The following is a 14,267-nucleotide window of genomic DNA, read 5'->3' on the forward strand; positions in this document are numbered from 1 at the left end:
TGCATCAGTGACTCCCAATAAGAAAAAGGTAAATAAATGAAGCAGCGTCTGATTATTAAAACTGCGTTGAGTGCCGCTATTTTGGCCTCGTTAGCTGGGTGTGCTACGCAACCTGCACCAGAATGGAATGCCGATACAACCTATAAATTGACCGTGCTACACACTAACGATCATCACGGTCGTTTTTGGCAAAATCGATACGGCGAGTACGGTATGGCAGCACGTAAAACGTTAATAGATGATTTGCGTGAAGAAATACAAGCAGAGGGGGGCAGTGTGTTACTGCTTTCTGGTGGTGACATCAACACTGGAGTACCTGAGTCTGATTTACAAGATGCGGAGCCAGATTTTAAAGGCATGAGCAAAATTGGTTACGATGCGATGGCGCTAGGTAATCACGAGTTTGATAATCCATTGGATGTGCTTTTCAAGCAGCAAGAGTGGGCAAGTTTTCCGATGTTGTCTGCCAATATTTACGATAAAAATACTGGCAAGCGCCTATTCCAACCGTACGCGATGTTTAAAAAACAGGGTATTAAGATTGCAGTAATTGGTCTTACAACCGAAGATACAGCGAAACTTGGCAACCCTGAATTCATTGAACAAATTGACTTCCGTGACCCAAAAGAAGAAGCCAAGAACCTAATTGCTGAGCTGAAAGACACGGAGTACCCAGACCTTATTTTTGCTGTCACACATATGGGACACTATGAGAATGGCAATAGAGGCATCAATGCACCTGGTGATGTAGCGTTAGCTCGTTATTTGAATGAAGGTGATCTGGATATGATTGTCGGTGGTCACTCACAAGAGCCGGTTTGCATGGAAGGTCCAAACGTCATCAAAAAGAGTTTTAAACCGGGTGATGAATGTCAGCCTGATCAACAAAATGGTGCTTATATTGTTCAGGCACATGAGTGGGGGAAATATGTGGGACGCGCCGATTACGAGTTTCGTAATGGTGAACTCTCGATGGTGAGCTACGATCTGATCCCAGTAAACTTGAAAAAGAAAATTAAAGTTGATGGTCAGTCGCAACGAGTTTTGATCCAAGAAGAGATTGAACAAGACGAAGCGATGCTTGAGTTTCTTCGTCCTTATCAAGAAAAAGGTCAGGGCAAGCTAAACGTGAAGATTGCAGAATCTAACGGTAAGCTTGAGGGTGACCGCAGTGTGGTTCGTTACCAGCAAACAAACTTAGGTCGATTAATTGCAACGGCTCACATGGAACGTGCAAAAGCAGATTTCGCCGTAATGAATTCTGGCGGCGTTCGCGATTCGATTGCAGCAGGTGACATTACCTACAAAGATGTGCTGACTGTTCAGCCATTTGGCAATATGGTCTCTTACGTTGATATGACGGGTAAAGAAGTATTGGATTACCTAAATGTCGTTGCAACTAAGCCTGTTGACTCTGGAGCTTACGCGCAGTTTGCGGGTATTGCGATGAGTATCAATAATGGTGAGGTAACCAATGTGTTCATTGGTAATAAGCAACTTCGCTTAGATGGTAATTACCGCTTTACCGTACCAAGCTATAATGCTGCTGGTGGTGATGGTTACCCTAAAATCGACGATCATCTAGGGTATGTAAATACAGGTTTTACCGATGCTGAGGTTTTGAAGGATTATTTAGAAACACACAGCCCTATTGATGTTAATGAGTATGCCCCTTCAGGTGAAATCACGTATTTAGTTGATACGGCGATTGATCAGTAACCCAACAGAGAAAAAGCGATTGACTCAAACTCGCTGATATCATTAACTAAAAGCGCAGATCCGATTCAATCTGCGCTTTTTGTTTTTATGAGGAGAATCTTGATGACTCCGGCCATTAATCTTGCGAAAAAGAAAAAAATTCCACACACGATTCATCAGTATGAGCACGACCCTAGAGCCGATAGTTATGGCTTGGAGGCTGCTGAAGTACTGGGGCAGGATCCGAAAACAGTATTTAAAACCTTGCTGTTCTGCTTGAACGGCGAGCCAAAGAACCTTGCGGTTGCGATTATCCCTGTTGATCAAAAGCTGAACCTAAAACTGGCAGCGAAAGCAGCGAAGGGCAAAAAGGCCGATATGGCTGATCCGGAAATCGCGCAAAAGACCACTGGTTACGTTGTTGGTGGGATTAGCCCATTGGGGCAGAAGAAAGCCTTACCTACTTTTTTGCACGAAAGCGCAGTAGAGCAAGACACAATCTGTGTGAGTGCTGGTAAACGTGGTTTAGAAATCGAGTTAGCCCCGAGAGATTTGCTGAGCTTAACTCGTGGTCAGTTTGCACCTCTTTGTTTGTAAACTCAGACAAATAAAAAGGACGCTCATGAGCGTCCTTTTTTGATCTTGCCTGTCAGTGAAGCGTTACTTCTTCAGAGTCAATGTACCTCCGGTGCGTTTAGCTGGTTTGCTTGGCTTCGCGGCATTTGGGTTCATGTAATGCTGCTTAGGCTTACTCGGTGATTGAGGCTTGTTTGCTGAGTGCGTATTGCTCGATGCATCTGGTTTACGGTGCGATTTTCCATGCTCGCCTTGCGGTCTGCTACGTTCACCTTGTGGTTTCGCTTTGTAATGTTCTTTAGCTGGACGTCCGCCTTCATCATCACGCTGACGACGCTTTTGTTGGCCTTTTTTCGAGTTTGGTGCGTGACGGAATTCATCAGCATTGTTACCACGGAAAGTTCGTGTCTTCTGGTTACGACGAGCAGTAGAATCTTGGTTTTCTTCACGGCTATCAAACAGCTTTGCGTCGGTCGCTTTACGAATATTACGACCTCTAGAGTCTGTTTTTGATGCCTCTTCTGTACCCACCGAACCATCGCACATAGCAAGAATCTCAGCGACTTCATCGTCAGTTAAGTAACGCCATTTTCCGTTCGGAATACCGTCAAGAGAGATATTCATGATTCGAACACGACGAAGCTTAAAGACTTCGTAACCTAGTGCTTCACACATACGACGGATTTGGCGGTTAAGTCCTTGAGTGAGCACAATACGGAAAGAGAACTTAGTCTCTTTCGTTATCTTACAAGGTAGAGTGACGGTATCGAGAATCTTAACGCCGCTCGACATCTGTTTGAGAAACTCACCTGTAATCGGTTTGTCCACGCGCACAACGTACTCTTTTTCGTGGCTGTTGCCAGCACGGAGGATTTTGTTAACGATGTCGCCATCGTTGGTCAAAAAAATCAGACCATCAGAGGGTTTATCCAAGCGGCCGATCGGAAAGATACGTTTTTTGTGACCGATAAAATCAACGATGTTTCCAGGTACATCTCGTTCTGTTGTACAGGTGATGCCTGTTGGTTTATTGAGAGCGATATAAATCGGCTTCTCTTTTGCTGCAACTGGCTTACCATCCACACAAACATCATCACCAGGTAGCACTTTTGTACCCATTTCAGGCTTGTTTCCATTAATGGTGACACGACCTTGTTCAATTAGTCTGTCTGCCTCACGGCGTGAACAAAAGCCAGTTTCACTGATGAATTTATTTAATCGTTTAGCGTTGTCTTGTGACATTTTTGTCTCCTAACGTTTCACAACGGCGAATGAAGTTTCCTTCCCGTGAAAGAGAAGGAAGAATAAGGGCGGGCATTCTAGCATTAGGGTGAAATTTAGCCCAACCGTTTTTGGTGACGTTCGCGAGTTTCTAATTTCTTTTCCGCACTTTTTCTCAGTAGAACGTAAACGGCTCCGGTTCCACCGTGAAAGCGTTGCGCACTATGCACGCACTGAACTTCCCTGATTTGTTGTAGCCAGCTGCTAACAAAGCTTTTCATTAGTGCTGGTGGATTTGAGCGTTCTCCTCGGCCGTGGACAATAACGACCGTTCGTATGTCCATTGATAGGCACTGTTTTAAAAACTTTACGACTTCATCACGAGCTTCTTTCAATGTTTTACGATGCAGATCTAGGCGTGCTTGGATTGGATATTTGCCAAGACGAAGCTTGCGGTAAACCCCGTCTTGTACGCCATCACGTTTAAACTCAACAAAGTCCTCTGGTTTCAGCATTTCTGCGTGATCAAGTGACAGGTATTCTGGGTCATCTTCTGTTAGCCAGATTGCCGCTTCTCTCTTGGCGAGCTGCGCTTCGGTTACTTGGTGTACTTTTTTGTGTTCGGCGGTGTCTTGAGTGATCGGCTTTACATCGCCCATCATCTGTTGGAACAGATCAAAATCGTCATCGTGAGACATAGTAGTAATCTCATTAAGAACAGGGAGGAATAATAGGATTATATCAATGAGTGGTGCATTGAGATCAAATAAAAAACCGGAGTAGGCAAGTAACCGACTCCGGTGCAAAGCGTTTCTAGAGCTAAGCGAGATCTAGTGAGGAGATTTGTCGTTCATGATCTTGTATATGAAGAAACCGCCGTAAAATAACATCAGACCAATTGCCCCAAAGATTACTATCATTGACGATAGACCCACTGCATTACCAAATAGGAGATCAAGCCAAAAGTCCATACGTTTCCTCCAAGATGTTCCCGACAGGCATAAAACTAAATGGCAGTGCCTTGTTGCACACTGATCTGGATCAATTATGTTGCTAAGGTTAATAAACTGTATTTTGTTGTGAGTTATCAGTCACATTTTACGTGCTAGTGTTCAGTTATTCATCAAACGAATTAAGACCTAAGGTTTTTTTGTAAAAAGCACTTGCGTCACAGTTCAGAATCCGTAATATACGCATTCGTTGACGGGGACAAGTCCTCAGTTAAACATCTCGGTGAATAGCGCAGTTTGGTAGCGCATCTGGTTTGGGACCAGAGGGTCGGGGGTTCGAATCCCTCTTCACCGACCATATTGAGAAAAAGGCTCTACAGAAATGTAGAGCCTTTTTCGTATTTGGTGATATTTATTTGGAGCCAGAGGGTCGGGGTCTGGAATGCCAGTCCAATCGAATCCCTACTTCACGACCACTTTTAGAAAGCCTGCTCAWTGAGCAGGCTTTCGTCGTTTTTAGCGCTAGTAATTTTAGACTTCAATAGTATTGAACCAAATAGGGTTCGTTTGAAGTTGGAATATGGCGCTTCATCGGCATCTTTAAGAAAAGGCTCTACAGCAAATGTAGGGCCTTTTCATTTTTTAGAGCGAGTAAATTTATTACTTGATGTCACACGAGATAGTGCTGATAGGAGTTTCAGAAGTTGTGAAGCAAACATAAGCGGTCTTTGGATGGTTTGGACCAACTTTGATGTAACCTGCTTTTAGTTCGTCTTCATCAAACGTGACAGAGTGAGATTTGCTCGAGCTTCCATCAAAGTAAACAGCTTCAAAGCCTTGATTCATCATATGTGCGACGCGATTTCGGGTATGGTTAGTGGAAAAAGTGATGTTCGCACAACGCATCATTGGTTTTTCGGTAATAAGAAACTGGCCACTCTCTTTATCTAATAGCCCGCCTTTTGCTTCCGGGGTTATATCAATAGCTTGAAAATTTTCTACGTTACATGACGGTTTAGCATAAGCAAGCGATGACGTGAGCATCATACTGCTCACGCATAGGAATAAAGCTTTAAATTTCATATGAGTTATTATGTATCCACATAGGTTAAAGTCGTTTTAGCAGAGAGAGTAAATCATTGTCAGTGATCGTGTTAGCGTGATGCCTGGCTATTCATCATTGATGAGGCCGGCTGTCTTCAGATAAGTTTCTAAATATTGCACCTAGCTTGGCGGGTTTTACCGAGTGGTTTTATGTCAAAGCCCCTTTTTTTAAGCAGCTCAATCAGATTATCTTTACCAACTAAATGCAAACTGCCGACAACAACAGTATAGCGACCCGAACGTTGAGGTAGGACACTGCCAGTATCAAGCTTTTTTGCCCAATCTCGATTGCGCTCATATAAGAAAGCCTGATTAAAATCTTCTGTTGCTTGATCGGTTAATGATGCCTCAACCAACATGCTACCATCACCGCTCTTCCAACTTTCTATCAAACACTGAACCAATTCTTCCCCACCGTCATATTCTTCAATTGACGAGAGGAGCATCTCTTTACCACCTTCTGATTGACCTGCTATTAAATCAATTTGGAATTGCACGGACTCCAGTGGAATGACCGGGATTTGTTTTTTATCAGCGAGTCCTATTAAGTGCATGTCGACCCCTTTATCAGAGACATACCCCAGTTTGTTGACTAAAGCGAGTTGGATGGTTAATGCAGCCGTCCATGGTGGAGAATTTAAAAGTTGAGTTTCAGGCAACCCTAAATCTTGTGCTATCTCGACTAAGTGGCGACGTTGAGCCTTATCTAAAACATCTTTAGAAAGGATGGTTGTTTGTGGGTAAACCAAGCCTTCAGAGTTTCTGACATCTGCTTCGATAATCAACCCAGCGCTTTGGCTTAAGTGCTGAGTAATAGTTTTAGGGAGTGGGTACATTGTTTTATCGCCCACATGCACAGAGCCAATGATCATCAGCTCGGTTTCCCCTTTTTTTGCTAACCAATGTTGCGGTTCTGCATAAGAGGAAAAGGGAGCAAAGGCAACAAGTAGGGATGATATGAGTGTCAAGAGACGAAACATAGAATGGTCCTCAGGTAAGATACCTTTAAACTTTATACGCAAAAATGCTTGAGGTTAAGTGCAATTTCTCTAGTGGGGATATTCGACAAAATCGTCATTTCTAAAAATATTGACGAGTTTTGACGACGAATAAATGAGAGTCACTTCACGAAAGATAAATAGGTCATTCGCTTACTAATGGTTCACAAAATAATTAGGCGTGATCCAAATCTTACAAAATCAGTCGTAACTCATGAATATGAGTGACCTAGATCGCAGCAAACTCGTCAAAACAAGTTGTTCGATTTTGACGTAGCTTGTAACTTCATGAAAGTTAAGTTTTTATGGTTTTTGCTGAGTATCATTTTTTGAACTAGATCACTTCCTATTTCTATTTATTTTACGCTTAGAAATAACTGGTTGTATGTTGAATGCAACTGTTAGGCCCCTCGCATTTGAGGAGCCGCGATTTTTATCATTGTCGTTTTGAACCACTGACTTTTTTGGGGAAGTAAGATGTTTAAACCTAGTCTGATTGCTGTTTCTGTTATCACCACATTAGCAGGTTGCTCTGCTCTGCAAAGCTCTGAGCAACAAGCTGTAAATTCACTGGCTAATAACCTTGATATTCAATACCAAGTGTTGACTAACCACGGTGCAAACGAAGGTCTTGCTTGTCAGGATTTAGGGGCTGAGTGGGCTTCTTGTAACAAGGTGAACATGACGCTAGTTAACCAAGGTGAAGCGGTTAACTCAAAAGATTGGGCTATCTACTTCCACAGCATTCGTCTGATTTTGGATGTAGATAATGATCAGTTCAAAATATCTCGTGTAACGGGCGACCTACACAAACTGGAACCAACAGATAAGTTTGATGGCTTTGCGGCGGGCGAAGAAGTGGTACTTCCACTAATTGGCGAATACTGGCAGTTATTTGAAACTGACTTTATGCCAGGCGCTTTCGTGGCTGCACCAAACGCAGAACCTAAGATGATCGCTTCTCTTAACACAGAAGACGTTGCGTCTTTCGTGACTGGCCTTGAGGGTAACAACCTAAAACGTACGCCAGATGACAACAACGTATTTGCAAACGCTGTGTCTCGCTTCGAGAAGAACGAAGACCTAGTAAAACAAGATGTATCAACCACGTTACTACCAACGCCAATGTCTGTTGAAGCAGGCAAAGGTACAGTAGATATCGCGGCAGGTATTGCGCTGCCTAAAGACGCATTCGATGCGACTCAATTCGCAGCAATTCAAGATCGTGCAGAAGTGGTAGGTGTGGACGTTCGTGGTGATCTTCCTGTAAGCATCACTGTTGTTCCTGCAGACTTCACCGGTGAATTGGCAAAATCTGGTGCTTACGAGATGAGCATCAAAGGCGATGGTATTGCGATTAAAGCGTTTGACCAAGCAGGTGCTTTCTACGCAGTACAATCTATCTTTGGCCTGGTAGATAGCCAAAATGCTGATTCTCTACCACAACTGTCTATTCAAGATGCACCTCGCTTTGATTACCGTGGTGTGATGGTGGATGTAGCTCGTAACTTCCACTCTAAAGACGCAATTCTTGCAACGCTAGACCAAATGGCAGCGTACAAGATGAATAAACTTCACCTTCACCTAACCGATGATGAAGGCTGGCGTTTAGAAATCCCAGGCTTACCTGAGTTGACAGAGGTTGGCGCTAATCGTTGTTTCGATACACAAGAGAAAAGCTGCGTACTACCTCAGCTTGGTTCCGGTCCAACGACAGACAACTTTGGCTCTGGCTACTTCAGTAAAACAGACTACGTGGAAATCTTGAAATACGCGAAAGCGCGTAACATTGAAGTCATTCCCGAAATCGATATGCCAGCACACGCGCGTGCAGCGGTAGTATCAATGGAAGCACGTTACGACCGCCTGATGGAAGAAGGTAAGGAAGCTGAAGCGAACGAATACCGCCTGATGGATCCTCAAGATACTTCTAATGTCACTACGGTTCAGTTCTACGATAAGCAAAGCTTTATCAACCCATGTATGGAATCTTCCACTCGCTTCGTAGATAAAGTGATTTCAGAAGTGGCAGCAATGCACGCTGAAGCTGGGGCACCGCTAACGACATGGCACTTTGGTGGCGATGAAGCGAAGAACATCAAGCTTGGCGCTGGTTTCCAAGACGTGAACGCGCAAGACAAAGTTAGCTGGAAGGGCACGATTGATCTGTCGAAACAAGACAAGCCATTCGCGCAATCTCCACAGTGTCAAGCGTTAATCGCAGAAGGCACAGTGAGCGATTTTGCTCACCTACCGAGTCATTTTGCACAAGAAGTATCAAAATTAGTTGCTGAGAAAGGCATTCCAAACTTCCAAGCTTGGCAAGATGGCTTGAAATACAGCGACGGCGAAAAAGCGTTCGCAACAGAAAACACACGAGTTAACTTCTGGGACGTTCTTTACTGGGGTGGCACATCATCTGTGTACGAGTGGTCTAAGAAAGGTTACGACGTGATCGTTTCTAACCCAGACTACGTGTACATGGACATGCCTTACGAAGTGGACCCGAAAGAGCGTGGTTACTACTGGGCAACGCGTGCAACAGACACTCGTAAGATGTTTGGTTTTGCTCCAGAGAACATGCCGCAGAACGCAGAAACTTCTGTAGATCGCGATGGCAACGGTTTTACTGGTAAAGGTGAAATCGAAGCGAAACCTTTCTACGGTCTATCAGCGCAGCTTTGGTCTGAGACAGTACGTAACGATGAGCAATACGAGTACATGGTATTCCCTCGCGTACTCGCGGCGGCTGAGCGTGCATGGCACCGTGCAGATTGGGAGAATGACTACAAAGTCGGTGTTGAGTACTCGCAAAACTCTAACCTAGTTGATAAAGCATCGCTAAACCAAGACTACAACCGCTTTGCGAACGTGCTTGGCCAACGTGAACTGGCTAAGCTAGAAAAATCTGGTATCGACTACCGCCTTCCAATTCCTGGTGCGAAAGTAGAAAACGGCAAGCTAGCTATGAACGTTCAGTTCCCTGGCGTTGAACTGCAATACTCATTAGACGGTCAAAACTGGCTGACTTACTCAGACAATGCTCGTCCAAGTGTGAAAGGAGAAGTGTTTATCCGCTCTGTATCGGCGACAGGGGAAAGAGCAAGCCGCGTAACTAGCGTGAAATAACCTTAATCTTCTCAGCTAAATTTAAGCAAACCCTCAATGTCATGTTGAGGGTTTCTTTATTTTTATGGGAAATTAAGTGTGACCAATGTCTGATTATTTTTCATTGATAAATAAGTTTTAGCTTGTAATGGTCAGGGTTATTGTGAACTGGATCGACTTAATTTGCTAAATGTCAATAAATTACCTGTTTATGATCACACTTCTATTTTTTGAATCATTATAGAAAAATACGGTAAGTGCCTGTATTTGCCATGCTTTTATCAGGGTTGTTGAGCGTCGGTTTGAACAAGATCACTTTTTAAAATGTTTTATTTTCCATCGCGAATTAATTGGAACAATATTGCGATCGCCAAGGAGGCACATTCCAAAGTTTGCGATAAAAGGGAAGAGAAGCCCTTTAAAACCGTCGCATAACGTGAATAAATAAAGGCAGTAATTATGAAAAACATTTTTGCACTGAGTGCTCTTTCTCTCGCTTTCGCTTCTAGCGCTTTTGCTGGTTCTTCTTACGTAACAGGTAACGTTCAATTCCACGATGATGGTCGAATCCATGGTTCGGACGTTACGTCTACACTGGAAGCTGGTCATACTTTTGATAACCAATTCGGCGGCTTTACGGTTTACACCGAGTTTGATGGTATTCAGCTGGGTAAACTGGAAACAGAAAACGGTGGCGCGGGTAACACAACACCAGCAATCACTGTGGGTGGTGAGCAGTCATTTAACATTACCGATCATTTATGGGTTGCAGCGGGTTACCAACACTTGTTCTCTGCTGGCGAGAACGTACAGTACCGTCCATTGGTTAAGATCGGTTACAACTTCGATAACGGTATCTCGCTAAGTAACCGTACTCGTGCGCATATTGATGCGACAGACGCAGATGCGGATACAGATTACCGTATGGATAACCGTATTGGTTACGTGATGAATGAAGATGTGACGCTAAGCTACAACAACGTCTACATGATTGAAGCGGAAACGATGGACCACGAGCTTCGCGCAACGTGGACACGTAAAGGTGTTCAGCCTTACTTTGAGTTCCGTAGCCAAGCACACGGTGCAGAAAACGCAAGTGGTGATAGCCTAGTTAACAATGCGTTTGTATTTGGTGCCTCTTACGGCTTCTAATCTTATATTTGTCCATTAAGAAAAAGCCCAGCAATTGATTTGCTGGGCTTTCTTGTTATTTGTCGTTGCCTTCGTGGTGGCTATATTCGAACACTTGGCCTTTTTCGTTAAAGGCGTAAACAGTGTAGCTGTCTTTTTTATCGCCATACTCCATACCAGGGGAACCCATTGGCATGCCCGGTACCGAGAGCCCTTTTGCGTTACGTGGTGGATTTTCTAAGAATGCTTTAATGTCTTCGGCTGGAATGTGACCTTCGAACACATAACCGTTGATTTCTGCTGTGTGGCAAGAGTAAAGCTGTTCGTTCTTGATGCCTAGATCGCGTTTTATGGCGTTCATGTCATCGTGCAATTTCTCTTCGACCGTAAATCCGTTCTCTTCCATGTGTTTTGTCCATTCACCACAGCAGCCGCAGTATGGCGATTTGTGGTTAATGACATCAGCTGCCAATACGTTGGCGGATGCGGTCGCAAGCATTGCAAAGGTCAATAATTTCAACTTCATAATAGCCTCAAATATAAGTGGTTATTTTACTGAAAAAAGTCGTAGTCGATTTGCATTACTAACGACAGTAATAGATGACAGCGCCATTGCCGCACCTGCGACAACTGGGCTGAGCAAAAATCCAAATGCAGGATAAAGTACGCCTGCGGCAACAGGGATCCCCAGTGAGTTATAAACGAAGGCTCCAAATAGGTTTTGCTTCATGTTTTTAAGTGTAGCGCGCGACAGTTCAATCGCATGTACCACCGCCATTGGTGACGTGTTAAGGATGGTCATTTGCGAACTTTCAATGGCGACATCACTGCCGCTACCCATTGCAATACCAAGGTTGGCTAACGCGAGAGCAGGGGCGTCGTTAATGCCATCCCCCACCATTGCCACAACATGGCCTTGGGATTGAAGCTGCTCAATGTGCTGAGCTTTCTCATCTGGCATTACTTGAGCGATTACTTCATCAATACCAAGTTCTTGACCGATAGCGTTGGCTACGTGTTGGTTGTCACCCGTCAGCATTACCGTTTTGATGCCTTGCGATTTTAATGCAGAGAGAGCGTGTTTTGCATCCGATTTGATTGGGTCAGCAATGGCGATCAGGCCGACTAACTCACCATCGAGCGCAACGGCAACCGGAGTCCATGCATTCTGAGCGCATTCGTCAATTGCATCCTGAAGAGCCTCTGTTGCAACGTTTTCCGCTTGCATAAATTGAAGCGAGCCAATAAGCAGCGGTTTACCTTGATACGTTGCCAAAATGCCGCGTCCGCGAACGTTTTCAAATTTATCGAGAGTCACTTCTTGTGTGTCGTGCTGATTAGCAAAGTCGCATACCGCTTTTGCTAGTGGGTGCTCTGACTGACGCTCGGCGGCGTACGCTAACCCCAACAGCTCTTCTTGGCTGGTGGTGTGAGTAAACACTTGCTGCACACTTGGTTTACCTTGGGTAAGCGTGCCTGTTTTATCGAACACAACCGTATCTATTTTACTCGCTAGCTGCAGGGCATCAGCATCTTTGATCAAAATGCCGAGTTCTGCGGCTTTACCCACTCCCACCGTAACAGAAAGTGGGGTTGCTAAGCCTAGAGCACAAGGGCAGGCGATGATAAGTACGGTTGTGGTGACCACCAGCATATAGCTCGCTTTTGGCTCTGGGCCAACGGCAAACCAAACAAGCGCGGCCAGTATTGCTATGCCTACAACGACAGGGACAAACACCGATGAAATCTGATCTGCCAATTTAGCGATGGCGGGCTTGCTGCTCTGAGCGCTGCGCACCATACGAATAATACGTGCGAGCATCGTATTTGCGCCGATTCCGGTAGCCTCTATAGTGAGAGAGCCGTCGGTATTCAATGTCCCTGCGGATACATGTGCCTCTTGTGCTTTTAATACAGGAACGGGCTCACCTGTTAGCATGGACTCATCGATATACGATTCACCATTGATTACCGTACCGTCGACGGGCACTTTCTCTCCCGGCTTGATACGTAACTTCATTCCTAAAGTGATTTCTTCTACCGCGATTTGTTTATCACCTTGCTCAGTGATGACGGTCGCTTGTTGAGGCTGTAAGTTCACCAAAGCCTGAAGCGAGCGCGTTGTGTTTGCTTTCGCTTTGGCTTCTATATAGTGGCCAAGTGAAATCAAACCAATGATCATCGCGCTGGCTTCGAAGTAAACATGACGAGATGCCATTGGGAACCAATCTGGGAAAATTACCACAAGCATAGAATAGAACCACGCTGCGCCAGTACCGAGCGCAACTAAGGTATCCATCGTGGCGCGCTTGTGAGTGGCCGCTAACCAAGCGTTACTAAAGAACAGTTTTCCGGCAGTGGCAAGCAGCAGCAAACACACAATACCGATCGCGCCCCAAACCAATTGGTCATTGGTGTTGCGAATCATCATGTTGCCACCAGCAACACCCCAAATCATCAAAGGGGCACCCACAACAAGGCCGGCAATTGCATCCAACTTAAAGCGTTTTTGCTGTTGACGTTGTTGCTGCGCTTGCTTTTCTTGCTGTGTCGCGGCGTCTTGTAAAACCTCGCCTTGGTAACCCGCTTGTTTGACAGATTGCAAAATAGATTGATGTAACGAATCTGAGTCTTCAGTCACAAACACCAGTGCGCTTTGTTCTGCGAGGTTTACCTGAGCTTTTTCAACCCCTTGTACATTAGTCAGGGCTTTTTCTACTGATGCGACACAGCTTGCACAGGTCATACCTTGAATCAACATCTGTAGTTGAGCCGTGCCTGCTGGTTGCTCGTCAGGCGCTGCTTGGTCGCCTTTTTCGCTTTGATATGTCTGGCTTTGGCGTTGATCGGGAGTGATTGCCTTGTGCTCTTCAGCAACTGAGTTATCAGTAACAGCGCTATTGTTGGCCGTATAGCCCAAGCTGGCAACTAGCTCAATGACTTGTTGCTCGGAGAGTAGGGTACGAATCTCTAAGTGCGTTGTTGAAGCCTCGAAAGAAATAACGTCTTGATGAGAGTCTAATAAAGACGAGAGTTTTTTCACGCAGCCGCCACAGCTTAAGCCTGAAAGGTTTAACTCGTACTGATTTCCTGCTTGGTAACCAAGAGATTCAATTGATGAGACAAGCTCTTTGAGAGAGGACTCGGTTTTGACCTCGACTTGCGTTGGGGACAAAGTGAGGATCTCTACATCGTGATTCGCATGTAAAGCCTTCTCAACTTTTCTCGCACAGCCCATGCAGTTGAGCCCTGATAAAGGTATAACAAACTGATACATAATCTGCACCTCAATAATAGTGATACATTGAGCTTAAACCTTCCTGCAAGGGTAAGGTCAATACCCATTTTTTGCTCTCAACAATTTCGTCAAAATCGCTTGAATCACAAAAGTTCACTGCCATTTTACTTGCGAGTGATCTCAAGGTTTTTTCTCTCTGAATATAAAGTTCCGTTAAAACACCTAAAAGATGAATGAAGTCGC

The 14,267-nt window shown here is 44.7% G+C and carries 11 protein-coding genes and 1 tRNA gene; 5 read left to right on the plus strand and 7 right to left on the minus strand.

Annotated elements, in window-relative coordinates; translation table 11 throughout:
- The first annotated feature begins 36 nt into the window (after positions 1-36).
- Positions 37-1,719, plus strand: a complete 1,683-nt coding sequence (ushA, locus tag R2S67_RS15185; RefSeq protein WP_317345439.1) for a bifunctional UDP-sugar hydrolase/5'-nucleotidase UshA — start codon at positions 37-39, stop codon at positions 1,717-1,719.
- A 102-nt stretch (positions 1,720-1,821) separates the two neighbouring features.
- Positions 1,822-2,295, plus strand: a complete 474-nt coding sequence (gene ybaK / locus R2S67_RS15190) for a Cys-tRNA(Pro) deacylase (protein WP_154204786.1) — start codon at positions 1,822-1,824, stop codon at positions 2,293-2,295.
- Between the two features lie 63 nt (positions 2,296-2,358).
- On the opposite strand, the gene rluF is transcribed toward ybaK, so the two are convergent.
- The 3 genes from rluF to R2S67_RS15205 all read right to left on the minus strand — a co-directional run bounded on the left by rluF (position 2,359) and on the right by R2S67_RS15205 (position 4,466).
- Positions 2,359-3,516, minus strand: a complete 1,158-nt coding sequence (gene rluF / locus R2S67_RS15195) for a 23S rRNA pseudouridine(2604) synthase RluF (protein WP_317345440.1) — start codon at positions 3,514-3,516, stop codon at positions 2,359-2,361.
- 95 nt (positions 3,517-3,611) lie between these two features.
- Positions 3,612-4,193: a DNA endonuclease SmrA gene (gene smrA, locus R2S67_RS15200; RefSeq protein WP_005393162.1), complete on the minus strand. Its 582-nt coding sequence runs from the start codon at positions 4,191-4,193 to the stop codon at positions 3,612-3,614.
- 132 nt (positions 4,194-4,325) lie between these two features.
- Positions 4,326-4,466: a DUF3149 domain-containing protein gene (locus R2S67_RS15205; RefSeq protein ID WP_005382236.1), complete on the minus strand. Its 141-nt coding sequence runs from the start codon at positions 4,464-4,466 to the stop codon at positions 4,326-4,328.
- Positions 4,467-4,726: 260 nt separating this feature from the next.
- Here R2S67_RS15205 and R2S67_RS15210 point away from each other — a divergent pair.
- Positions 4,727-4,803 (plus strand) — tRNA-Pro (locus R2S67_RS15210).
- Between the two features lie 302 nt (positions 4,804-5,105).
- Here R2S67_RS15210 and R2S67_RS15215 read toward each other — a convergent pair.
- Together R2S67_RS15215 and R2S67_RS15220 are read right to left on the minus strand one after the other, a co-directional pair.
- A complete protein-coding gene (locus tag R2S67_RS15215; protein WP_046874287.1) occupies positions 5,106-5,528 on the minus strand; it encodes a hypothetical protein in 423 nt (140 codons plus the stop codon).
- Positions 5,529-5,656: 128 nt separating this feature from the next.
- Positions 5,657-6,529, minus strand: coding sequence for a TraB/GumN family protein (locus R2S67_RS15220; RefSeq protein ID WP_301640442.1), 873 nt, complete (start codon positions 6,527-6,529; stop codon positions 5,657-5,659).
- A gap of 495 nt (positions 6,530-7,024) precedes the next feature.
- Here R2S67_RS15220 and R2S67_RS15225 point away from each other — a divergent pair, with 495 nt between their 5' ends.
- Positions 7,025-9,676 carry a beta-N-acetylhexosaminidase gene (locus R2S67_RS15225; RefSeq protein ID WP_317345444.1) on the plus strand — a complete coding sequence of 884 codons (2,652 nt, stop codon included), beginning with the start codon at positions 7,025-7,027 and terminating at the stop codon, positions 9,674-9,676.
- Positions 9,677-10,114: 438 nt separating this feature from the next.
- A complete protein-coding gene (locus tag R2S67_RS15230) occupies positions 10,115-10,807 on the plus strand; it encodes an oligogalacturonate-specific porin KdgM family protein (RefSeq protein WP_005382004.1) in 693 nt (230 codons plus the stop codon).
- Between the two features lie 55 nt (positions 10,808-10,862).
- On the opposite strand, the gene R2S67_RS15235 is transcribed toward R2S67_RS15230, so the two are convergent.
- Both R2S67_RS15235 and R2S67_RS15240 read right to left on the minus strand, forming a co-directional pair.
- Positions 10,863-11,312, minus strand: a complete 450-nt coding sequence (locus R2S67_RS15235; protein ID WP_012842060.1) for a DUF411 domain-containing protein — start codon at positions 11,310-11,312, stop codon at positions 10,863-10,865.
- 21 nt (positions 11,313-11,333) lie between these two features.
- The gene (locus R2S67_RS15240; protein ID WP_258651638.1) at positions 11,334-14,063 is read right to left on the minus strand and encodes a heavy metal translocating P-type ATPase; all 2,730 of its coding nucleotides are present in this window, start codon (positions 14,061-14,063) and stop codon (positions 11,334-11,336) included.
- Between the last annotated feature and the right edge of the window lie 204 nt (positions 14,064-14,267).

The sequence above is a fragment of the Vibrio sp. T13N genome, assembly GCF_032970445.1.
Taxonomy (GTDB): domain Bacteria; phylum Pseudomonadota; class Gammaproteobacteria; order Enterobacterales; family Vibrionaceae; genus Vibrio; species Vibrio diabolicus.

Bases quoted from the DNA above. Each gene is read 5' to 3' on its own strand.
- ushA (WP_317345439.1), top strand. From the start codon at position 37: ATGAAGCAGCGTCTGATTATTAAAACTGCGTTGAGTGCCGCTATTTTG.
- ybaK (WP_154204786.1), top strand. From the start codon at position 1,822: ATGACTCCGGCCATTAATCTTGCGAAAAAGAAAAAAATTCCACACACG.
- rluF (WP_317345440.1), bottom strand. From the start codon at position 3,516: ATGTCACAAGACAACGCTAAACGATTAAATAAATTCATCAGTGAAACT.
- smrA (WP_005393162.1), bottom strand. From the start codon at position 4,193: ATGTCTCACGATGACGATTTTGATCTGTTCCAACAGATGATGGGCGAT.
- R2S67_RS15205 (WP_005382236.1), bottom strand. From the start codon at position 4,466: ATGGACTTTTGGCTTGATCTCCTATTTGGTAATGCAGTGGGTCTATCG.
- R2S67_RS15215 (WP_046874287.1), bottom strand. From the start codon at position 5,528: ATGAAATTTAAAGCTTTATTCCTATGCGTGAGCAGTATGATGCTCACG.
- R2S67_RS15220 (WP_301640442.1), bottom strand. From the start codon at position 6,529: ATGTTTCGTCTCTTGACACTCATATCATCCCTACTTGTTGCCTTTGCT.
- R2S67_RS15225 (WP_317345444.1), top strand. From the start codon at position 7,025: ATGTTTAAACCTAGTCTGATTGCTGTTTCTGTTATCACCACATTAGCA.
- R2S67_RS15230 (WP_005382004.1), top strand. From the start codon at position 10,115: ATGAAAAACATTTTTGCACTGAGTGCTCTTTCTCTCGCTTTCGCTTCT.
- R2S67_RS15235 (WP_012842060.1), bottom strand. From the start codon at position 11,312: ATGAAGTTGAAATTATTGACCTTTGCAATGCTTGCGACCGCATCCGCC.
- R2S67_RS15240 (WP_258651638.1), bottom strand. From the start codon at position 14,063: ATGTATCAGTTTGTTATACCTTTATCAGGGCTCAACTGCATGGGCTGT.